The organism is Kitasatospora sp. NBC_01560 (assembly GCF_045208415.1).
Taxonomy (GTDB): Bacteria; Actinomycetota; Actinomycetes; order Streptomycetales; family Streptomycetaceae; genus Kitasatospora.
This window is the reverse complement of record NZ_CP109364.1, coordinates 7,106,099-7,124,869: the sequence shown is the minus strand read 5'-3', so window position 1 is coordinate 7,124,869 and position 18,771 is coordinate 7,106,099. Positions and strand designations below refer to the sequence as shown.

Sequence of the window (18,771 nt, the reverse complement as noted above, 5' to 3'; positions counted from 1 at the left end):
CTGCGGGTCAGCTGGAGAACCGCTCCCGGGCGGCCTCCAGCCTCCTGAGGCTTTCCTCACGGCCGACTGCCTCGTACCGCAGCTTGTCCATGAGCTTCTGGTAGTGCTCGAAGGACGGGCCAGCCTTGTCTTCCGGCTGGATCCCCTTCATGTAGTACCGCCCCGTCCAATCCTCCTCGACGTACGCGAGGTTGGGCAGGCCGCTGAAGGGGGCGAAGCCCAGTGTCGTGAACGAGGTGATGTTCGCGGCGATGGCGGGGTTGCTGCTGAAGGGGACGATCCGGATCTCGATGCCCTCCACCGCACTGAGGCGGGTCAGATGATCGATCTGCTTCGTCATGCCGGAGGGCGATCCCACACCCCGGTGAAGGATGCTCTCATCGAGGAGGAAGAGCGCCTGCGGATCGCGATCGAGGGCAAGTTCTTGGCGGGCCTTACGGAGGCGGAGCCGCTCCTCGATCTCATCCTCCCCGAGGCCGAGTTGACTGCCGACCATGAGAGCTCGCGCGTAGTCGGGCGTCTGGAGGAGGCCGGGGAGGAGGCTCAGCTCGAAGGTCGACAGCTCCGTGGCGGCGCACTCCAAGCCGACCAGCTGCGAGAGCGAGGTGGGTACCGAAATGTTGGCCCTCTTCCACCACGTCCGCTCGCGGGCCATCTGGGCAAGACGGATCAACTCGGCAGTGTTCCGCGGGGACAGCTCGTAGAGCTTGGCCAGGTCCTCCACATCGCGGGGATGTGGCGTGATCTCGGCGCGCTCCAGCCGGCTGAGCTTCGCTCCCGAGATGCTGATCGCCTTGGCAGCCTCGTTCTGCTTCATCCCGCTCGCCAGGCGCAGGGAGCGGAGATGGGCGGCCAGTACGACGGCAGCGAAGACCGCGTTCTTCTCCGGGTCGGCGTTCGGCCGGGAGAACGGCACAACATTGGCGAATGCCGGTGGATTGACATCGCGCGACACGCGGGCCCCTTAGCGGAGAGCAACCTTATCCATCGCATCTTCTCACGAATCGGGACCCGCGTGTCGGCCTGCCGATATTCGTACAGGAATATCAGACGGTCGGCAGGTGATCGAATTCTCCGGCCTTAGCGCCGGACAGGAACGCGTCAAACTCTCCGGGCCTAAAGATGAGCGCGACCCCCTCCGGATCGGTGGAGTTGCGGACAGCGACCCGACCCGCACCCAGTGCCGCCAGCTCCACGCACTGGCCGTTCGGCGCGCTGGCACTGCTCTTGATCCACGCCACCTCGATCAGGCCAGCCGGCATCCCGTTCCGGTACTCCACCATGACACTCACACCTTTCCCTCGTTCGAATTCATCCGATGGTCGCAAAAGTACGACCGGACTCTCGGAGTTGCAGGTCGCAGGCTTTCACAATTGCATCCCGCAATTTCCTCCACCGGAGCACTGGAATCGTAGCCGCCGAAATTCGAACGTCGGACCCGCCAAATGGGTGACTCTGATACTCCAGCCGTAGATCGCGATCATGGTTACTCGATCGGTGATGACGGTGGTTCGGCTGATTGTCAGACGTGCCGGCTTGCGGGGTGGACGAGGGTCGGCTGAGCGGGCAGCATGCCCCGGTGAGCATCATCATCAAGTTCTTCGTGGCGCCGGACGACGAGGCTGCGGCGGCAGTCGTGGATCACGGGCCCGACGAGGCCTTCGAGTCGCTGGTGTTCGGCAACTTCGATGTTGAAGAGGCGATAATCGAGTGGGAGAGCATCCTCACCGGTCGAAGCTTTGAAGAGCTCGTTGATGCCGATGAACCGGCGGTCGTCGCCGGCCCCGGCGACGGAGAGGGCCCTATGGTCCTGGCCGCTTCCAGAGTCCTGCAGGATGCGCTCGCCGCTGCCGACGCGCCGAGGCTTGTCGGGGTCAGCGAGCTATGGGTTCAGGAGCGGGCGGCGGGGGGCGAGGTCCTCGACCCGGAGGTCGCGACCAGGATCCTCTGTGATGTGGCCGAGCTGGCACGAAGCATCGGCATGCAGGACGGCGGCAGCCTGTACTGCTGGGTCGCATAGAGACACAGACGGCCACCGTTGATCATCGCGAGGCGTGTCGAAAAACGAAGATCAGCTGGTGACCGTGGGGCCGCAGCGAAGACCCTGCCCGGTGGCAGTCGGTAATTCGAGGACCTGATGGCCAAGGCTGCGAGCCGGTTCACGCGAGTGGAGCCTCGTCGACGGGCGCAGGCGTTCGCGCTGGGGCTCCTTGCGGACCTGCCGAGGAAGAACTGCTGGACGTCGCCGAGCACGCCGGTGACGCGAGTCCGGCCGGCACACAGCATCTGCTCAGCCGGGCGTCCTGGGATGCCGACCAGGTCCGTGACGGCATACGCGACTTCGTGGTCGACCGCCTCCGCGACGAGGACGCTGTGCTGGCCATCGACGAGACCGGGACCTGAAGAAGGGCACCGAGAGCATCGGGGTTCAGCGCCAGTACACGGGCACCGCGGGACGGGTCGAGAACTCCCAAGTGGCCGTCTACCTGATCCACTCCGCCCCGGCCGGACACGCCGCCATCGACCGCCGCCTCTACGTCCCCCGTTCCTGGGCCCAGGACCACGACCGGTGCCGCACCGTTGGCATGCCCAACAGCCTGAAGTTCGCCGCCAAACCCGCCCTGGCCACCGAGATGATCGCCCACGCCCTGGACGTCGGCATCTCGGCCGCCTGGGCTACCGGCGACGAGATCTACGGCGGCGACCCGCACCTGAGCGCCGAGCTGGAAAGACGTCAGATCGGCTACGCACTCGCCGTCTCACGCACGCGGTCAATCGCCACCCGTGCGAGTGTCTTCCGCGCCGACGTGCTGGCTCACAACCTGCCGAAACGTGCCTGGCAGCGGCTGTCCGCAGGAGTCGGGGCCAAGGGCCACCGCCTCTACGATTGGGCCCAGGTCGACATCGACAGCCTGCCCGGGCGCCCCGGCGACCGGTGGCTGCTCGTCCGACGCAGCCGGCGCACCGGTGAACTCGCCTTCTACCGCTGCTACTCGCCCCGCCCGATCCCGCTCACCACGCTGGTCAAGGTGGCCGGACGCCGCTGGACCGCCGAGGAGACCTTCCAAGCCACCAAGGGCCTGGCCGGACTCGACGAGCACCAGGTCCGCCGCTGGACCTCCTGGCACCGCAGGACCACCCTGGCCATGCTCGCGCACGCCTTCCTCGCCGTCACCGCCGCCAGCGGACGGGCCACGAACATCGCGGCTGCCGAACTCAGCCCGCTGACCTGCAACGAGATCCGACACTTGTTCGCAGCCTTCTTCGCCCAGCCCGTCCGCGAGCTCGCCCACTGGCTCCGCTGGCCGAATGGCGGCGTCGGAACCAAGCACGCGCCCGCATCATCCACTACCAGCGGCAAGCAGCCCAACAACTATGAAGATCAAGATCTACAGCTGGAGTACTAGCTGGCTCCCGCTGACGCTCTCGCGAGGCTCAACAAGGGGCCTACCGGGCGAGGGTGACGGTGATCATGATGTTCTCGCATCCGGCCGCGATCCGGTGCAGCGCGTCGAGTTCCACTTGGTCCACGGACAGGCCCCAGCGCGTCTTCACCGCGGTCGAGTCTTCGGCGTACCGGCAGCGGTAGGCTTCCGACGACGGAAGCCACCCCGCGACGTCCTTGTCTGCTTTTGCCCTGTTCGATTGGAACGAGACAGCGATCAGCGTCCTGGGGTCGCCCTGGTCGTTGGCGTAGGCCTCGCGCTCCTTCGCGGTCCAGGTCGATGCGCCCGAATCCCAGGCCTCGGCAAGCGGGATCAGGTGGTCGACGTCGATCTTGGTCGCGTCCGTGATCGTGCGGTCGTCGTACGGGCTAAACCACACCCCGCCGGCGAGCGCGCACCGCGGCCCGACCTCGGGAGAGACCAGCGCCTCGGACCGGATCACCTCGCGGCGAGTGTCGCAGCCGTCGGCCGGGTCGAGACCGCTGTTCCAGTGCTTGAACGCGGTACGCACGTACCCGGTGCGGTCCTCCGCGGCGACCGGCAGCGCGTCGATCAGCTCGCTGAAAGCCGCGCTCACGGTCTCGCCGGCCACACGGTGCCTGGCCGTCCCGGTGGCGGGGGCAGCTACCGCGGATGCTTCTGCGGCCGATCCAGCCAGCAGCACGATCGCCGCCACCACCACCCACACTCTGCCGCGCCTCATCTGCTCCTCTTCCTGCCCGGTGATAACGTCACCGTGATCATCCCGACAGGGTGTGACCGTATGGAAGCGAGCCGCTGCGGATTTCACTCGCGGCGGTGAAGTAGTCGTACCGCAGGTCTCTGGAGTGGTCGGGGTCGAGCCAGACGCCTCCTGAGAGCGGGGCAGCATGCGAGGCTGCGACGAGTGGGCGGCTGGCAGGGCTGGAACTCCTGCTTGAACTTGATCGCCGTGGCGGCGTCCTGCACCTGTTTCGGGGTGAGGTCATTCAGGGACAGGCTGCCGATCTCTTCGCTGATCTTGCCTAGCGCCTCCGTTCACCTGCCGTCGCCGAGGAGTGCACTTCCTTTCTCAGGAAGCTCCATCTCGTTCGTCTCCCCCGTCGCCCTGGTCTCGGCGGCGCGACTCGTGCAGTTGCTGGACGAGTCGGAGGCGAGGGCCGTGGACGCCACGAGGTAGCCCTGCGTCGGCGAGGATGCGGTCGATGCGGTCCACGATGGTCGCCGTCGTGTCCGTATCGGAGAACAGCGCGCCCTCGCGTTCGGGAAGGCTGGTGATGTGCCGGGCGAGTGCCTGGCTGGCGGAGTTGGACAGGGTCAGGGTCCGAGGGGCCTTGCCTTCGCTCCGGAGCAGCCGGCCTTCGGGGTCTTCGGGGTCGTTCTCGACGCTGTCGAGCCGTAGGGTGGCGATCTCTCCGGGGCGCATGCCGTGGGTCACCGCGAGCTCCGCAAGGAGTTCGTCGGCGGGGCCGCCGGCGCGAGCCTCCGCGAGGATCGCAACGACCTCTTGGTCTGTGATCACTCTGTGCTTCAGCACCAGTAGTTCCCCTCCTGCGTTCGGCGATCAGGCTATGCGGTGCGCCTGACAGGGCGTAGCGGCCCGGCTTGGGTCCCGGGCCGCTACGGGCTAGGTCAGGCGTCCTGCCCGGCGGGGAGGGCCGGGGCGGCTGGCAGGAGGAGCAGTTGCAGGCCGTGGTTCCAGAACGACGACTCATGCCCCTGCGGCCGGAAGAGGCGGGCGCGGTGCTGGGGGTGGCGCCACAGGTGGCGGATCTCCCGTTCGACTTCCTTGCGTGTGCGCCACCACCATGCCTGCTGGGTTGATGGGGTGAAGTCGCGCTCCTTGGGGATGGCGACCAGGGAGGCGCCGTGCGGATCGATGAGGTGTTCGACGGCGATATCGACTTCGCCACCTTCGCTGTCGAGGCTGATTAGCAGGGCAGCTGTGCGCGGGTGTTGGCGGCGGAGGCTGGCGGCGAGGGCGGCGGCAACGTCCGGGGCGGGTAGGCGCAGCAGGTGGCGGGCGGGGCTGTGGTTGCCGAAGGGTGCGACTGGCAGGGCGCTCGCGTTCAGGGCTGGTGCGAGCAGCCATTCCATGTCCTGGGTCCACAGGTGGTCTCGGATCGACAGGTACTCGCCGCGGGACCACAGTGCACGGGGCTGGGCCAGGGGCGTGGTGGGGATCTCGGTCCACAGGGCGCAGATGCGGGTGGTGCCGGTGACGTTGTGCTCGAACTCGATGCTGCCGGCTTCTGGGTAGTGCTTGCGGGCCATGGCCGCGAGAAGTTCGAGGGCGGTGGCGGCCAGCGCCATCTGGGCTTCTTCGGCCACCTCGTGGGAGATAGCGAAGTGGTACTGGAGGTTGGGGCGCTCGTAGGGCGCGGGCGTGGGTGGCGGGGTGATGAGCAGCTTCGTGGCCGACATGGGGTTGTCCTCGGCATCCGGGGTGGGGCCGGGCCGCTCGGCGGCGGCCCGGCCGGGGTGGTCAGCTGGCGGCGTCGAGCTGGCGTTGGGCGAGGTCGTGGAGGCGCTCGGCGAGGGCCTTCGCGGCGCGGGCTTCGGCCGAGGTGTGCTCGGTCCCGGGGGCGCAGAGGTTGAAGAACTGGTTGGCGAGGTCGGTGAGGCGCAGCATCGCGCGGGTGTCGTGGGCGGGGATGGTGCGGGTCCAGCCGGAGGCGCCGATGCGGTGGTTGGTGCCGGCGCGGTAGGCGAGGAGTAGGCGGTCGTCGGCCTCGTCGCCGGTGAAGCCGCGTGTGAGGAGTTCGGTGCCTTCCAGCCAGTCGCAGAAGGGGCCGGGCAGGATGAGGGTCCAGCGGCGGCTGGAGACGGCGTGCTGGCGGGCTTGCTCGGCGTAGGCGGTCGCGTAGCCGAGGTGCCGGTTGGTGGCGGCCGGGTCGGTTTCCAGGGTGCGTAGGGCCCAGTCGTAGCCGCAGGCCGCGTGCTCGTGGTCGCGGCGGGCGGCCGGGCCGAGCGTGTCGTCGGCGGCGCTGCGGCGGTGCTTGTCGCGGGCGGTCTGCAGGTCGTTGGCCGTGGGGAGCCCGGGGGTCGGCGTGGTTGGGGTGGGCATGGCGGCCTTCGCGTCGGGGCCGAGCCGCCTGGGGCGGGTCGGCCGTGGGCTGGGTGTCGGCCGGGTGGTGTCCGGCTGATCCCCAGCCTCCCCATCGAAGTTCACCGTTGGGAACATCAACTACCTGGCCAGTTTCGGCAGTTGTGTTGTCGAGGGTTGCGCTGTGCGGCTTCTGTCGATCAGCCGGCGTAGGAGCCGAGGAAGTCGCGGGCGGTCGCGGAGTCGCGGCGCCGGGCGAGTTGGGTGCAGAGGCTGTCCAGACTTACGTTGGACCTGGCGGGCGTGACCTCGCAGATGGGAAGGCAGATCGCAGCACCGGCTCGGCCGCCGGCGCGATGGAGGTGGGCCCGGGAGTCTCAGTCGGCTGAGATCTGTGCAGCTCGCTGCACGAGTTCGGCCGCGCCAGGGATGCCGCGCCGGACGTAGACGGTGAGAGTGGAGCGCATCGTGTCCAGTTCTCTGCGGTTGCGGTCGGAGGCGACGCCGTCCATGAGGTCCGCGCTCTGGCTCCACAGGCCGACGGCTTCCTCGGGCCGGTGCTGGGCCGCAACCGTCTTGGCGATGTTGGCCAGGGTGAGGCCACGCACGCGGTGGTACGTGCCAGAGGTGCGGTTGCGCAGTGCCGCACGGTAGTGGCGTTCGGCGGCGCCGTAGTCCTTCATCTCGGTGAGGGTGCGGCCGATGTGGGAGGCGACGGTAGCTGCGACCGGGCCAGCCGCGGCAGCGTAGGTGGGGATCGTGTCGGCGCTGGAGAACATGGCGTCCTCGGCGGCGAGGATGAGTTTGGCCGCGGCGGCACCGTTGCCGGAGGCTCCGTGGGCGCGCGCGGCGGTGACGAGCAGCAGGGCCTCCGTATGCCGGTCAACCTTTCCCCGGGCCCGCTCCAGGGCAGCCCGGGAAAGGTCCACGCAGCGGCCCGGCTGACCGAGATCGAGGGCCTGGTGGGTGAGGGCGCGCATCGTCCACGCGGCATGACCGGCGGAACCGGACTCGCCGGCGAACTGGTAGGCGAGGAGGTAGAAGCGCTGGGCGGCACCCTCGCGGCCGAGATCATGGAGCTTCCAGCCGATCAGGGTGGCCAGTTCCGCGGCGGCACCGAACGCGTCGGCACGCACGTCGCTGGCAGGGAAGGTCGCGCTGAGCATGGGGGCCACGACGTCGGTCAGGTAGGAGGTGATGGCGACCAGGCCGTGACCGCCACCGAGGCGTTCGTCGGTGGCGCGGAACATCTCGGTGAACTGGCGTACGGCGGCCACCTCTACGGCTCCGACCCGGCGGCCGCCTGCAGCGGCCAGCAGGGACGCGGCGGCAGCCTGGTGGTCGTGGTTGAGGGGCAGGCCAACGGCGGTGGCGGAGAAGGCGAGGGAGAGAAAATCGCGGCGGCGGAGCATGACGAGCCTCCCGAGATCGGAAGCGGCGGCGAGGGGGTCGAGCGCCATGGCGGCCAGGGCGGCGTCCTCGACGGGCTCGAAGCCTAGACCGACCTCGGCGCGCGTCACCGGTCGGTTGAGCTTTCTGCTCAGGGCCTCGGCCACGTAGGCGGGGGTCCGGCCTGCCGGGACGGCGCCCACCACGATCCAGGAGTGGACGGCGGCACGGGAGGTGCGCAGCTTCTCCCCGGCCTCGGCGGCGACCGTGCGGACCGCCTTGGCAAGGGCTTCGTACGTATACCCAGCTTCTTTCACGGCAGCCGCCAGCAGCCGGTTGGGTTCCCTGGGATTGACCAACTCGCACCCCCTCGTAACGATCATGAACAGGATGAACGGGACGGGCGGGTGAACACGGTACCGCCGCCCGGCGCCCGGGGGTTCACTGGCGGGACCAACCCAATCCCACAAGAGGAGCCTGATTCCTCATGATTGACGCATGTTCAGATCCTCGGCTCCGCTTCCTGGACGGTGCCACGGTGCTGGTGACCGGCGGCGGCGGGCTGGTCGGCAGCCGGATCGTCGCCCAGCTCGCCCGGGTCGGTGCCCGCCCCGTCGTCCTGGACCGCTTCGACGCCTACCCGCACCCGGTGCGGGACCGGTTCGAGGTTGACCGGCACGCCGCGCAGGTCGTTCTCGGCGACGTGCGGGAGCGGGCCACGGTGAGGTGGCTCGTCGGCCGGGCTGATTTCGTGGTTCACGCCGCCGCGTACGCGGACGTGGCCGCCTGTACCCGTCGGCCCAGCACCGCGTTCGCCGCCAATGTCCACGGCACCCAGACCGTTCTGGACGCGGTCGCCGACTCCGCGGTGAAGCGTCTGGTGTTCGTCTCCTCCGCCTCGGTCTACGGTGACGGCGCCCGCACGGAAGGCGGCGGGACGGTGATAGGCGGCATCTCCCGGTTCTCCGAGGAGCAGCCGCTGACCCCGATCTCCGTCTACGCCAACACCAAGCTCTGGGCGGAGCACCAGGTGCGGCTGATGCTCGGGGGCACCGGCACGGCGTACTCGATCGTCCGGTACTTCTCGGTCTACGGGGAGCCGCAGGTACCCAAGCCGGGTTCGCACTCATGGATGGTTCCGTGGATGGCCATGTCCGCCGAGACCGGCCGGCCACTGCGGCTCAACGGTGGCGGCCACCAGGTGCGGGACATGGTGCACGTGGACGACATCGCCCGCGCGACGATCCTGGCGCTGGTCGCCGAGGCGGCCGCCGGCCAGACGGTCAACGTCGGTACGGGTGTTGCTACCTCGGTCCGCCGGATCGCCGAGCTGATCGCCGCCCACTACCCCGGCACCGCCTTCGTTGACACCCCGATGCCCGAGGGTGACCCGCGCGGGGGCTTCGCCGACACCCGCAGGGCCGGCGACCTGCTCGGCTGGCAGCCGGTCGTCGCCCTCGCCGACGGGATCAACCGGTACGTGGCCTGGCTCAAGGCCACACCGGGCGCGATCCCGGACTGGTTCACCGCCCCGGCGGCTCTGGCCGCCTGACCGAGAAGGGACACACCCTGATGCGCATCGTGCTGCTCGGCGGAGCCGGCTACCTCGGCTCCGCCGCCTCCCACCACCTCGTCTCCCGGGGCCACCACGTCACCGTGGTCGACGGGCTGATCTACAACCGCGGCGACGACCCCGCCAGGCTCCTGCCGGCCACGGCGACCTTCGTTCCCGGCGACCTGCGCGATCCCGCCCTGCTGGCCAGAACGGCCGAGGGGGCAGACGTCGTGGTGCACCTGGGCGGCATCGTCGGCGAGCCCGCGAGCCGGCTGGACGAGCAGCTGGCGGTCGAGCTGAACTACGCCTCCCCGATGATCGCGGCCGAGGCCGCCTGCGCCGCCCGGGTCGGGCACTACGTGTTCTTCTCCTCGTGCAGCGTCTACGGCATGCACGAGGGAACGGTGGACGAGGACACCGAGCCGAACCCGCTCGGGATCTACGCCCGTACGAAGGTCCTGGCCGAACGGCGGCTTCCCGACGTGCTCGGCGACGACACCGCGCTGACGAGCCTGCGGCTGGCCACCGTTCACGGCTCCTCTCCCCGGCAGCGCCTGGACTCGGTGGTCAACGCGATGGCGTCCCGGGCTGCCGCCACGGGCCGCATCCCGCTCAACGGCGGCTCCCAGCGCCGACCGCTCGTGCATGTCGGCGACGTCGCGCGGGTCCTGGCCGGCGTCGTGGAGCGGCGGCTGGCGGGCGCGTGGAACGTGGGCAGCGACAGGGAGAACTTCACCATCGGGGAGATCGCCGCCACGGTGGCCGATGTGGTTCCGGGCGCGGTGATCGACCGTGGGCCGGAGCAGGACGAGGCCGACGCCCGCGACTACCGTGTCTCCTTCGCCCGGCTCCAGCGGGCGCTGCCCGGTGCGTGCTCCACCAGCCTCAATGACGGGGCGCGGGAGATCGCCGACCTGGTGCTGACCGGTCACATCACCGACCCGGGGAAGGCCCAGTACGACAACCACCGCGGCTTGATCGCCGCCTTCACCGCCGGGAAGGTCGGCCGCCTGGGCAACCCGGACTGCGCGCGGTACGGGGCCGAGTACGAGGCCGCCTGGGGTGAGCGGTGACGGCCCCGACGGGAAGCCTGCCGTTCCTGCCGTGGAACCGGCCCTCGATCGGCGGGGAAGAGGCGGCCGAGGTGCTGGACACGCTGCGCTCCGGGTGGCTGACCGCCGGGCCGAAGGCTGCAGCGTTCGAGCAGGCCGTGACGGAAGCACTCGGCGTGGAGGACGCCTTCGCCGTATCCTCCTGCACCGCTGCCCTGCACCTGGCGCTGCTGGCCGTTGGCATTCAGCCGGGCGACGAGGTGATCACGCCGAGCTTCACGTTCTGCGCGGCCCCGAACGCGATCGTCCAGTCCGGCGCGACCCCCGTGTTCGCCGAGATCGACCCGGTCACGTTCAACCTCGACCCGACCACGGCCGAGCGGGCGATCACCAGCCGGACCCGGGCGATCATGGTCATGCACTACGGTGGCCAGCCCTGCGACCTCGCCGCGTTCCGCAGGCTCGCCGACAGCCGCGGCCTGGTGCTGATCGAGGACGCCGCGCACGCCCTGCACGCCTGGCGCGACGGTGCCCGCGCCGGCAGCGTCGGCGACCTCTCGGTGTTCTCCTTCTACGCCAACAAGGTCATCACCACGGGCGAGGGCGGCATGCTCGCCGGGCGCGGCGACCTGGTCCAGCGGGCCCGACTGCTGGGCCGGCACGGCATCGACTCTTCGGTGTGGCAGCGGCACGGCACACGCAGCACCGCCGACTACGAGGTCACTGTGCCGGGGCTGAAGTACACGATGCCGGACATCACGGCGGCGGTCGGCCTCCGGCAGTGGCAGAAGCTGCCGGACTTCACCGCGGCCCGGGCCCGGATCGCCGCCTCCTACAGCCGCTCGCTGGCCGGCCTGCCGGGGCTGCGGCTGCCGACGGTCTTGGACGGCATCCGGCACGGGTGGTTCCTCTACCCGGTGCTGATCGACCCGACGGCCGGGCGCAGCCGGGACGTGGTGGCCGAGGCGCTGAGGGAGGTCCACGGGATCGGCACGAGCGTGCACTTCAAGCCCGTGCACCGGCTCGCCGCGTACCGGCAGGTCGAGTGCCACCTGCCGGTGACCGAGCATGTCGCCGCCCGGCAGCTGTCCCTTCCCTGCTATCCGGCGATGACCGCCGGGGACGTGCAGCGCGTCATCGACGCCCTGCATGCCCTCTGGTCCTGACCGGCCTGCTGGGCCGGTCCGTCAGAAGACGGGCGGCCGGCCCAGCTTGGTCATCCGCCACACCGTGGTCCACCGCATCGGCCGGCGCGGCGGGCACGGCACGCGGACGCCCTCGAAGAATCCGCCCCACCATGCCTTCAGGCCGTCCATCGGCGGGCGGCGCAGGAGCGTGTAGGCGGTCCAGGAGACGAGGTAGACCGGGACGAGCGGTGCGGGCAGGTGGCGCTTGGCGAGCCAGACGCGGTTGCGGGCGGTCATCCGGTAGTAGGCGGCGTGGCGGGCGGGGTCGGTGCGGGGGTGCTGGAGCACCATGTCCGCCCGGTACTCGATCCCCCAGCCGGCGTCCAGCGCCCGCCAGGCGAAGTCGGTCTCCTCGTGCGCGTAGAAGAACTCCGCGGGGAACAGCCCGACCTGGTCGATCACGGACATGCGGATGGCATGGCCCCCACCGAGGAAGGTCGTGACGGGCCCGGACTGCATGGGGTCGGAGGCCCCGAGACGAGGAACGTGGCGACGCTGGGTGAATCCGGTCTCGTCGGCGATCCGGAAGGAGACGATGCCCAGCTTCGGGTCCTGCTCGAACGCTTCGCGGATCAGGCGGAACGTGTCGGTCCTCGGGAGGAGGCCGTCGTCGTCCAGGACCACCAGGACGTCGGTACCGCCGAGCTCGCGCAGCCGCTCGACGCCGGCGTTCCGCCCGCCGGGGATGCCGAGGTTCTCCGCCAACTCGACCGCGTCGACCCATCCGGGCAGCTCGGGCAGCTCGATGCCCTGTCCGAGCACGACGGTCCGTACGCCGCTGTCGCCGCCTTCCTGGGCCTCGACCGAGTCCAGCAGCGCGCGCAGCTCCGCCGGCCGGTTTCCCATCGTCAGCACCACCACGCCCAGCGTGACGCCCATCGCACCCGACCCCACTTCGAGGAACCCTTCATGATCACACCGACATCGCCGCCCACCGGCGAACCGTCGCTGCGAGAACTGGCCGAGGCAGGTCAGCTCCCGGACCACCAGGTGATGGACCGGGCCACGCTGGCCTGGATCGCCGGCCACCGGCCCGCCGGTGCGGATGTCCGGGCCAGACTGCCACAATCGGTGAGGCTGCTGGTACCGAACGCCTCCTGGTTCGCCCGCACGGAGACCACCGACTCGATCCACGGTGTCCGGCACGGTGCCCGGGTGGCGCTCCTCGTACAGTTCCTGGCCCCCGGCCTGGGCCTCGTCCCCGAGCGGGTGCTCGCTCTCGCGGCTGCGGCGGCATGCCACGACTGCCGCCGCCGGCACGACCGGGACGACCCCGGCCACGGCCGACGCACCGCCCGCTGGCTGGCCAGCCATCTCGACACCGTCACCTCCGCCTTCGGCACGGCCCCCTCGGCGGAGGCAGTCGTCGCAGTCGCCCTCCACGACGTTCCGCACCACACCTTCGACCAGGACGACAAAAGCGAGTACCGCCGACACGGGCTTGCGGTGGACCTCCTGAAGCTCGCCGACGCCTTGGACCGCTACCGGCTGCCGCTCCCCCGCTGGTGGCCCGACCCCGGCCGCCTACGGCTCCCGGTTCCCGACTGGGCGCCCGCACTCGCCCACGACCTGGTGGTGCGCAGCGAGCGGGCCCGGCGCGACGGAGCCTGCGACGCCCAGGCGCTGGAACTCGCGCTCCACGCCGTACGGCCCGAATAGGAGAGAACCCGTGCACACCGACTGGGACCACGCCCACACCGACTACGGGGCCCCGACCGGCCACCCCGCCCCGACCGGGCTCGCCGACACGGAGAACGACTGGCGCCGGCGCCTCGCACAGAGCCCCAACGGCGACCTGATGCGCGACAACGCCATGCTCCGCGTCCTCACCGCCGGCGGCCCGCTCCATCTGCTGCACCTCACCCGGTCCCTGGACGCCGTCCGCTCCAGCGGCCAGTTGCTCGCCTCCACCGGCTGCCTGGTCGGCGCCGTCTACGGATCCCCGCTCACCCCGCTGCCCGGCGGCGCGCTGAGGCCCCACAACCTCGGCGCGCACTTGCTGGACGCCCGGGCCCAGCTGGTCAGCCGCCGGGACAGCACACCGCTGGTCATCGAGATCGTCCCCGACCGCCCGGCACCCGCGGTGGGCCTGGACTACCTGCGCCTCGGCGCCATCCACCTCCGGGTCTTCGAGGCCCACCGACACACCCTGACCCCGGACGAGGACGACCGGGTGACCGGTTCCGTCGCGGACCGGGTGCAGGCCAGCGCGCCGCTGCTCGACACCCTGCTGCGCAACGCCAGCGGCCGACCGACCGCCGACCGGCCGTTCCTCGACGCCCTCGCCGCCGCCGTCCCGGTGATGCCCTACCTCGGCTACCTGTACTTCGAGACCGTCGCCGAGTACCTGATGTCCCACTCCACCAGCTCGGCCACCCGCGAGCTCGCCGCCCGCGGCGAGCTGAACAACCACCTCTACAAGCAGCTCGCCTTCGCGGCGGTCGATGGGATGGGTGTCTTGTTCGACCTCGGCCGATTCCACCCCGACCACGACCGGCTCCTCCGACTCGTCAACACCATCGAGCCCGGCCTGGCCCGCCAGGTCGCGCCGTTCGTCCGCCGGCGCCTGTCCCACCGCTTCGCCACAACCACACTCGCCCCGGCTACGGACGCCTCCACCTTCACGTTCGACCGCGCGGACCTCGGCACGCTCGCGGCAGCCGCACCGGGCCTGCTCGGCCAGCTCCTGTTCCGGGAGGTCCGTCTGCTCGACCGATACGCGCACCGGCTCTACCACGTCTTCGAGCAGGCCAAGGCGCTGGAGGTATGGGCGCACTGGAACACCGTGGGCATCGCGACGCCATTCAACGACGCCTGCGGCCCGAAGGGCGAGATCGGCATCAACCCCGCCCATCCGGGAGCCCGGGTCACCGTCTGGACGGCCGAGACCTGCGAGCGAGGGCTTCTGCACCCGTCCGAGCCGATCGATGCCGTCCCTGCCCCGCGGCTCGTGCCGTGGCTGGTCGCCCCGCTGCGAGACAGGTCGGAGGAGCAGCGCTGGATCAACCGGTCCGTGGCGCGGGCATGAGCTGGCCCAGCCTGATCGTGCTCCGAGGCAACTCGGCATCCGGCAAGACCAGCACGGCCTGGCGCGTTCGGTCCTTGTCCAACGAGCGGCTGGCGATCATCTCGCAGGACACCATCCGGATCAACGTCCTCGGTGAACCCGACGTGCAAGGGGGCGTCACCATCGAGATGATCGACGCGATGACGAGGGTTGCCCTCGGCCGGGGCTGCCACGTGCTTCTGGAGGGCGTTCTCGCCGCCGAGTTGTACGGCAGCATGCTTCGCAGGCTGTATCTCGACCACCCGCAGCGCTGCTTCTTCTTCTACTTCGATCTTCCGTGGGAGGAGACCGTGGCACGACACGCGACCCGAAGGAAGTCGGCGGAGTTCGGGGCCGACGAGATGAGCCGGTGGTTCATTCCGTATGACGTACTCACCGGAGTGGGAGAGGTCATGATCGGGCCGGAGAGCACGCTGGATGACTCAGCGCGCCTGATTCTGGGTGCTGCGCTCTCGACACCGAGAGAGTGAATCGCTACCCGCGGGTGGCGCTGTGGCCGGCTCCGCCCGCGCGTAGGAGGGCCTCCACGCCGTCCGGGTAGCAGGACATCCGCTGGCTGGCCTGCGCCACGGGCACCCAGGCGACCTCGGTCACGTCGTCGTCGTGTTCGTTGGCGGCCGGGTCGCCGGACAGCAGCTCGGCGCTGAAGACGGTGAACACGTCGTGGAGGTCGTCCGTGATGCGCTCGCTCACGTCCACGATCCGTCGGGCCTCGACCACGACGCCGGCTTCCTCCTTGGCCTCGCGCACAGCTGCTTCGGCCAGGCTTTCTCCCACCTCGCGCCGGCCGCCCGGCAGGCTCCAACTGTCGTGGTTGCGCACCAGGAGCACGTTCTCGCCGTCGCTGTCGGCGATCAGGACGTAGGCCACATCAACGCGGTCCGCTGGCATCGTCGCTTCCTCTCGGTTGTGCACTCGATTGTTCCCGGCCAGGGCCGGATTGCGCAGCGGTGGGCCTGGGCGCGGGAACGGCCACGGCCCGAGAGCGGGGCCGTGGCCGTTATATCGCGTGGGGCTAGGCGGGCGGGCGGGAATCCTCGTCCCGGGTCGGCGCCTGCTCGCGCGACCCGTGGATGTCTTCCCACGTGGGCCCGGTCGGGCAGTCGGTGAAGCACAGGCTGCCAGCGGCGGCGCCGCAGTCCTCGCAGGGGTCGGGCAGGTGGAGGGGGTCAGTCATGGTTGCCGTCCCTCGGGTGTCGGGTCGGGTGTGGGTGGAGGCGGTACTTCGACCAGCCGGCCGTACGCGGCGGCCATGCGCAGGGCGTAGACGGCAGGCCCGTACGCGTTGGCGAAGCCACGGCAGATCGCCGCCTTGGTCCCGGGCGGGGCGAGGGCGGGCAGGGTGGAGTGGCAGACGATGTGCCCGTTCTTGGCCAGTGCCTCCCGGGCGAGTTGGCGCAGCCGCCCAGGAGCGAGGTGCATCAGGTTGCCCGGCCGGTAGACGCATGTGGTGCAGAGGTCGCTGAGGACCCTCACCTCCCCGGTAAGTGGGTCCGCCACGGGCGGGGAGGGCTGCTGGCCGTCGTCGTCCTCTTCTGGGTCGTCCCAGTCGGCGCTGCTGTCCATTCCGCTGCCCCCGTGGTGGTTGGTGAGGTGATCCGGCCCGTTGTATCGATCCGTTGCTGTGGCGTCGCGTCGGCCGGTGGTGGGGCGGCCGTCCTGGTGACGGCCGCCCCGGATCGGACTTTCAGTCCAGACGCCCGAGGCGCAGGGCCCTCTGGCGCTGCGTGGTGGCCAGGATGCGGTCGAGGGGCAGCCCCTTCGTGATCATGGCCAGCAGCAGCTCTGCCAGCTGGTAGTACGGGTCCGCCTGGCGCGCCCGCCTGAGGGTGATCACGGCAATGGCGGTGTCGGCGGATGCCCACGCCGTGTACCCGGCAAGTGTCAGCAGCGGGGCAGCGATCTCCCCGTCGGGTGTCGTGCACCGGCGGGCGAGCAGCGTCCACAGGTCGTGTGCGCGGCGCAGCTCGGCGGGTCGGGTGAACTCCATTGCCAGGTCGCGCAGGTGGCGCCACTGGAGACCAGTGATCAAGTCGGCCGCGAGATCCGTGTCGAGGTCGGCGAGTGGGCTGCCGTCGCCACCGTCCAGGAGCAGCGTGTCGAGCAGGGTGGTGAAGCTCTGGTCCTCGGCGTGGAGACTGTTCGACCCGATCCGCTCGTTCCAGCGCGTCGCGGCCCGGTCCAGGGAACGGGTCTGGGCGTCCGCGAGCGGGCCCGTGATGGGAGTGATCTGCGCGTGCACCTCGGCGAGGCTGGGCGGCATCGGGATGCCGCCCAGCGCGGCGGCGGTGGTGATGGGGCCGGGGAAGTCGGGGCTGTGGGCGGGCATCCCTTCGCTGCGGCAGTACATCGGCTCGGGGTGGTCGTAGGCCCACCAGTGGGTGGTGGTGACGAACAGGGTGCCAAGTGTGGCCACGCGGTGCTGGGTGGCGGCCTCGGTCAGCCGGGCGGCCAGAGGTTCGTAGCGACGCATCGCGGCGTAGCCGTTCGCTGCGGCAGCGGGGTCGGGGCTCAGGTAGAGCAGGAGGCTGTTGGCGGTCCCGTCGGGGTGGCCCATCAGGTGCAGCACGGTGTGGAAGAACTGGCCGGCGCATTCGTTCCACTCGGCCGGATCGGCGGGGATGTCGCGCCTTGCGGTGCCGTGGGGGCGTTCGTTGGTCTCGTCGTAGATGAAGGCCACCATGCTGTTGTCCGGCCGGAAGCCCATCAGGAACGGCAGGGCTTCTGCGGCCTGTTGCGGGTCGTGGACGTCGAACGCGGGCATGTCGATCATGGTCATCGGGTGTTCCTCGCGGGTCTGGTTCCGGGTCTGGTCGCGGTGGGCCCGGCGGGCCGCCCGGCCGTGTGCCGGGCGGCCCGCCGGGCCTTCTCAGTCGGCGGAGTGCAGACCTGCGCGGTGCGCGTGCAGCATGCGGCGCGTGACCTCGAAGTCGGGCTCGGTGTTGATCAAGCCGACCAGCAGTTCGGCGAGGCTGTTGCCGAATTCGGCGGCGTCGGCCGCGTGGGCGGCGATCCGGGCGACGCCTGTCTCTCCTTCAGCCCAAGCAGTCAGGCCGTAGAGGGCGAGCGGGGTACCCCGGTAGTCGCCGTACGGCTCGACGCCGAAGCGGGCCAGAGAGCGCCACAGGTGCCGTGCCGCGCCGACCTCCTCCGGCTCGATGTACTGCATCCCGGCGTCGCGCACGTCGCGGTACTGGAGCAGGAGCAGAAGCTCGGCCGCGCGGTCGTCATCCAGGTCTGCCGGGGTGGTGTCGGCGGCGAGGCTGCGGATGGTGTCGGCGAGCAGATCCTTCCCGTCGTCCACGACGGTCTGGTTGCCTTCCGCGCGGATCTTCCGGTGGAGGGCGATCGTCGCGCGGTCGATGGCGTCGCTGTACCGGATTGCGTCCGCCCCCGAGGCTGGGGCGAGGTCGGCCAGCACATCGGCTCGCCGTACGTACGGCGTGTGGTTCCCAAGTTCGGCCGCGAAAGCCTCGGCGGCAGCGTCCTGGATCGGCTTACCCTCGGGCGGGCAGCACTCAGGCTTGGTGCAGCATGCCGACCACCAGTGGGTACGGGTGACGTACAGGCTGTCCAGTACGTGTACCTGCCGCTCGGCGCACGCCTCCCGCAGGTAGGTGGTGATGGGCTGGTGGGTGACGCGGGACTCGGCGCCGTAGCCGGGCTCGGAGGGGTCGGGGCAGATGAAGGCAACGACGGCCTGGGTCCGGATGCCGTGGGCGGCAGTGGAGCCCATCAGGAATTCGAGGCTGTCGCGGACGAGCGCCTCCCAGTGGGAGGGGTCAGTGGGCAGTTCCGTGCTGGCCATGCCGCGCGGCTCGTTCGTGCTGGGGTTGATCCCGCACAGGATGAACCCGCCGTCCGGGTAGTAGCCGAACAGCGAGGGCATCAGGGCCACGAAGCCGGCGGGGCCGGGCACGACCACCGTGTTCTGGGATGGGTCAGTCATGGGGGGTGTTCCTGTCTAGGTGGGTCCGGGTTCGCGGCCCGGACTGGCAACCAGGCAGACGTACTGCTGTCTGCTTTCTTGACCCCAGTCTATTTTCTGAG

General features: G+C 70.1%; 20 protein-coding genes and 1 pseudogene. 8 read left to right on the top strand and 13 right to left on the bottom strand.

The features are described from left to right. Positions 1-7 precede the first annotated feature (7 nt). Together OH807_RS30950 and OH807_RS30945 are read right to left on the bottom strand one after the other, a co-directional pair. The gene (locus tag OH807_RS30950) at positions 8-955 is read right to left on the bottom strand and encodes a helix-turn-helix domain-containing protein (RefSeq protein ID WP_406205456.1); all 948 of its coding nucleotides are present in this window, start codon (positions 953-955) and stop codon (positions 8-10) included. Positions 956-1,046: 91 nt separating this feature from the next. Continuing rightward, on the bottom strand, positions 1,047-1,283 hold the full coding sequence (locus OH807_RS30945; protein ID WP_406205453.1) for a DUF397 domain-containing protein: 237 nt from the start codon (positions 1,281-1,283) through the stop codon (positions 1,047-1,049). 296 nt (positions 1,284-1,579) lie between these two features. Here OH807_RS30945 and OH807_RS30940 point away from each other — a divergent pair, with 296 nt between their 5' ends. Together OH807_RS30940 and OH807_RS30935 are read left to right on the top strand one after the other, a co-directional pair. Beyond that, positions 1,580-2,020: a hypothetical protein gene (locus tag OH807_RS30940; protein ID WP_406205450.1), complete on the top strand. Its 441-nt coding sequence runs from the start codon at positions 1,580-1,582 to the stop codon at positions 2,018-2,020. 117 nt (positions 2,021-2,137) lie between these two features. Then, a pseudogene (locus OH807_RS30935) lies at positions 2,138-3,379 on the top strand (IS701 family transposase). A 68-nt stretch (positions 3,380-3,447) separates the two neighbouring features. Here OH807_RS30935 and OH807_RS30930 read toward each other — a convergent pair. From OH807_RS30930 to OH807_RS30910, 5 genes are all read right to left on the bottom strand, one after another. After that, positions 3,448-4,125: an HNH endonuclease family protein gene (locus OH807_RS30930; protein ID WP_406205448.1), complete on the bottom strand. Its 678-nt coding sequence runs from the start codon at positions 4,123-4,125 to the stop codon at positions 3,448-3,450. Positions 4,126-4,497: 372 nt separating this feature from the next. Next, positions 4,498-4,962 carry a tyrosine-type recombinase/integrase gene (locus OH807_RS30925; protein WP_406205446.1) on the bottom strand — a complete coding sequence of 155 codons (465 nt, stop codon included), beginning with the start codon at positions 4,960-4,962 and terminating at the stop codon, positions 4,498-4,500. A 95-nt stretch (positions 4,963-5,057) separates the two neighbouring features. Then, positions 5,058-5,849 carry a hypothetical protein gene (locus OH807_RS30920; RefSeq protein WP_406205443.1) on the bottom strand — a complete coding sequence of 264 codons (792 nt, stop codon included), beginning with the start codon at positions 5,847-5,849 and terminating at the stop codon, positions 5,058-5,060. 61 nt (positions 5,850-5,910) lie between these two features. Next, positions 5,911-6,492 carry a hypothetical protein gene (locus tag OH807_RS30915; protein WP_406205440.1) on the bottom strand — a complete coding sequence of 194 codons (582 nt, stop codon included), beginning with the start codon at positions 6,490-6,492 and terminating at the stop codon, positions 5,911-5,913. Positions 6,493-6,848: 356 nt separating this feature from the next. Next, positions 6,849-8,219 carry a tetratricopeptide repeat protein gene (locus tag OH807_RS30910; protein ID WP_406205437.1) on the bottom strand — a complete coding sequence of 457 codons (1,371 nt, stop codon included), beginning with the start codon at positions 8,217-8,219 and terminating at the stop codon, positions 6,849-6,851. A gap of 128 nt (positions 8,220-8,347) precedes the next feature. Between OH807_RS30910 and OH807_RS30905 the strand changes: the two genes are divergently transcribed. Genes OH807_RS30905 through OH807_RS30895 form a run of 3 tightly spaced genes read left to right on the top strand, consistent with a single transcriptional unit; the run spans position 8,348 to position 11,633 of the window. After that, a complete protein-coding gene (locus OH807_RS30905) occupies positions 8,348-9,412 on the top strand; it encodes an NAD-dependent epimerase/dehydratase family protein (RefSeq protein WP_406205434.1) in 1,065 nt (354 codons plus the stop codon). 20 nt (positions 9,413-9,432) lie between these two features. After that, positions 9,433-10,488 (top strand): NAD-dependent epimerase/dehydratase family protein, encoded by a 1,056-nt coding sequence (locus OH807_RS30900; protein WP_406205431.1) that lies wholly within the window; start codon positions 9,433-9,435, stop codon positions 10,486-10,488. Next, positions 10,485-11,633, top strand: a complete 1,149-nt coding sequence (locus OH807_RS30895) for a DegT/DnrJ/EryC1/StrS family aminotransferase (RefSeq protein ID WP_406205428.1) — start codon at positions 10,485-10,487, stop codon at positions 11,631-11,633. Before OH807_RS30900 ends, OH807_RS30895 begins: the two co-directional genes overlap by 4 nt. A 21-nt stretch (positions 11,634-11,654) precedes the next feature. On the opposite strand, the gene OH807_RS30890 is transcribed toward OH807_RS30895, so the two are convergent. After that, a complete protein-coding gene (locus OH807_RS30890; RefSeq protein ID WP_406205425.1) occupies positions 11,655-12,533 on the bottom strand; it encodes a glycosyltransferase family 2 protein in 879 nt (292 codons plus the stop codon). 30 nt (positions 12,534-12,563) lie between these two features. Between OH807_RS30890 and OH807_RS30885 the strand changes: the two genes are divergently transcribed. From OH807_RS30885 to OH807_RS30875, 3 genes are read left to right on the top strand one after another with little or no spacing between them, the layout of a single operon-like run. Next, a complete protein-coding gene (locus OH807_RS30885) occupies positions 12,564-13,313 on the top strand; it encodes a hypothetical protein (RefSeq protein WP_406205422.1) in 750 nt (249 codons plus the stop codon). Between the two features lie 10 nt (positions 13,314-13,323). Next, complete coding sequence (locus OH807_RS30880; protein ID WP_406205419.1) at positions 13,324-14,682, top strand: hypothetical protein; 1,359 nt, start codon at positions 13,324-13,326, stop codon at positions 14,680-14,682. Continuing rightward, a complete protein-coding gene (locus OH807_RS30875; RefSeq protein WP_406205417.1) occupies positions 14,679-15,191 on the top strand; it encodes an AAA family ATPase in 513 nt (170 codons plus the stop codon). The genes OH807_RS30880 and OH807_RS30875 overlap by 4 nt, the downstream gene beginning before the upstream one ends. A gap of 4 nt (positions 15,192-15,195) precedes the next feature. On the opposite strand, the gene OH807_RS30870 is transcribed toward OH807_RS30875, so the two are convergent. The 5 genes from OH807_RS30870 to OH807_RS30850 all read right to left on the bottom strand — a co-directional run bounded on the left by OH807_RS30870 (position 15,196) and on the right by OH807_RS30850 (position 18,670). Continuing rightward, positions 15,196-15,612 carry an NUDIX hydrolase gene (locus tag OH807_RS30870; protein ID WP_406205414.1) on the bottom strand — a complete coding sequence of 139 codons (417 nt, stop codon included), beginning with the start codon at positions 15,610-15,612 and terminating at the stop codon, positions 15,196-15,198. A gap of 124 nt (positions 15,613-15,736) precedes the next feature. Next, on the bottom strand, positions 15,737-15,898 hold the full coding sequence (locus OH807_RS30865; protein ID WP_406205411.1) for a hypothetical protein: 162 nt from the start codon (positions 15,896-15,898) through the stop codon (positions 15,737-15,739). Beyond that, positions 15,895-16,287, bottom strand: coding sequence for a hypothetical protein (locus tag OH807_RS30860; RefSeq protein ID WP_406205408.1), 393 nt, complete (start codon positions 16,285-16,287; stop codon positions 15,895-15,897). The genes OH807_RS30865 and OH807_RS30860 overlap by 4 nt, the downstream gene beginning before the upstream one ends. Positions 16,288-16,408: 121 nt before the next feature. Next, a complete protein-coding gene (locus OH807_RS30855) occupies positions 16,409-17,500 on the bottom strand; it encodes a DUF4192 domain-containing protein (protein ID WP_406205405.1) in 1,092 nt (363 codons plus the stop codon). 90 nt (positions 17,501-17,590) lie between these two features. Then, positions 17,591-18,670, bottom strand: coding sequence for a DUF4192 domain-containing protein (locus OH807_RS30850; protein WP_406205402.1), 1,080 nt, complete (start codon positions 18,668-18,670; stop codon positions 17,591-17,593). Positions 18,671-18,771 lie beyond the last annotated feature (101 nt).

Bases quoted from the DNA above. Each gene is read 5' to 3' on its own strand.
- OH807_RS30945 (WP_406205453.1), bottom strand. From the start codon at position 1,283: ATGGTGGAGTACCGGAACGGGATGCCGGCTGGCCTGATCGAGGTGGCG.
- OH807_RS30920 (WP_406205443.1), bottom strand. From the start codon at position 5,849: ATGTCGGCCACGAAGCTGCTCATCACCCCGCCACCCACGCCCGCGCCC.
- OH807_RS30915 (WP_406205440.1), bottom strand. From the start codon at position 6,492: ATGCCCACCCCAACCACGCCGACCCCCGGGCTCCCCACGGCCAACGAC.
- OH807_RS30905 (WP_406205434.1), top strand. From the start codon at position 8,348: ATGATTGACGCATGTTCAGATCCTCGGCTCCGCTTCCTGGACGGTGCC.
- OH807_RS30900 (WP_406205431.1), top strand. From the start codon at position 9,433: ATGCGCATCGTGCTGCTCGGCGGAGCCGGCTACCTCGGCTCCGCCGCC.
- OH807_RS30890 (WP_406205425.1), bottom strand. From the start codon at position 12,533: ATGGGCGTCACGCTGGGCGTGGTGGTGCTGACGATGGGAAACCGGCCG.
- OH807_RS30885 (WP_406205422.1), top strand. From the start codon at position 12,564: ATGATCACACCGACATCGCCGCCCACCGGCGAACCGTCGCTGCGAGAA.
- OH807_RS30875 (WP_406205417.1), top strand. From the start codon at position 14,679: ATGAGCTGGCCCAGCCTGATCGTGCTCCGAGGCAACTCGGCATCCGGC.
- OH807_RS30870 (WP_406205414.1), bottom strand. From the start codon at position 15,612: ATGCCAGCGGACCGCGTTGATGTGGCCTACGTCCTGATCGCCGACAGC.
- OH807_RS30865 (WP_406205411.1), bottom strand. From the start codon at position 15,898: ATGACTGACCCCCTCCACCTGCCCGACCCCTGCGAGGACTGCGGCGCC.
- OH807_RS30860 (WP_406205408.1), bottom strand. From the start codon at position 16,287: ATGGACAGCAGCGCCGACTGGGACGACCCAGAAGAGGACGACGACGGC.
- OH807_RS30855 (WP_406205405.1), bottom strand. From the start codon at position 17,500: ATGACCATGATCGACATGCCCGCGTTCGACGTCCACGACCCGCAACAG.
- OH807_RS30850 (WP_406205402.1), bottom strand. From the start codon at position 18,670: ATGACTGACCCATCCCAGAACACGGTGGTCGTGCCCGGCCCCGCCGGC.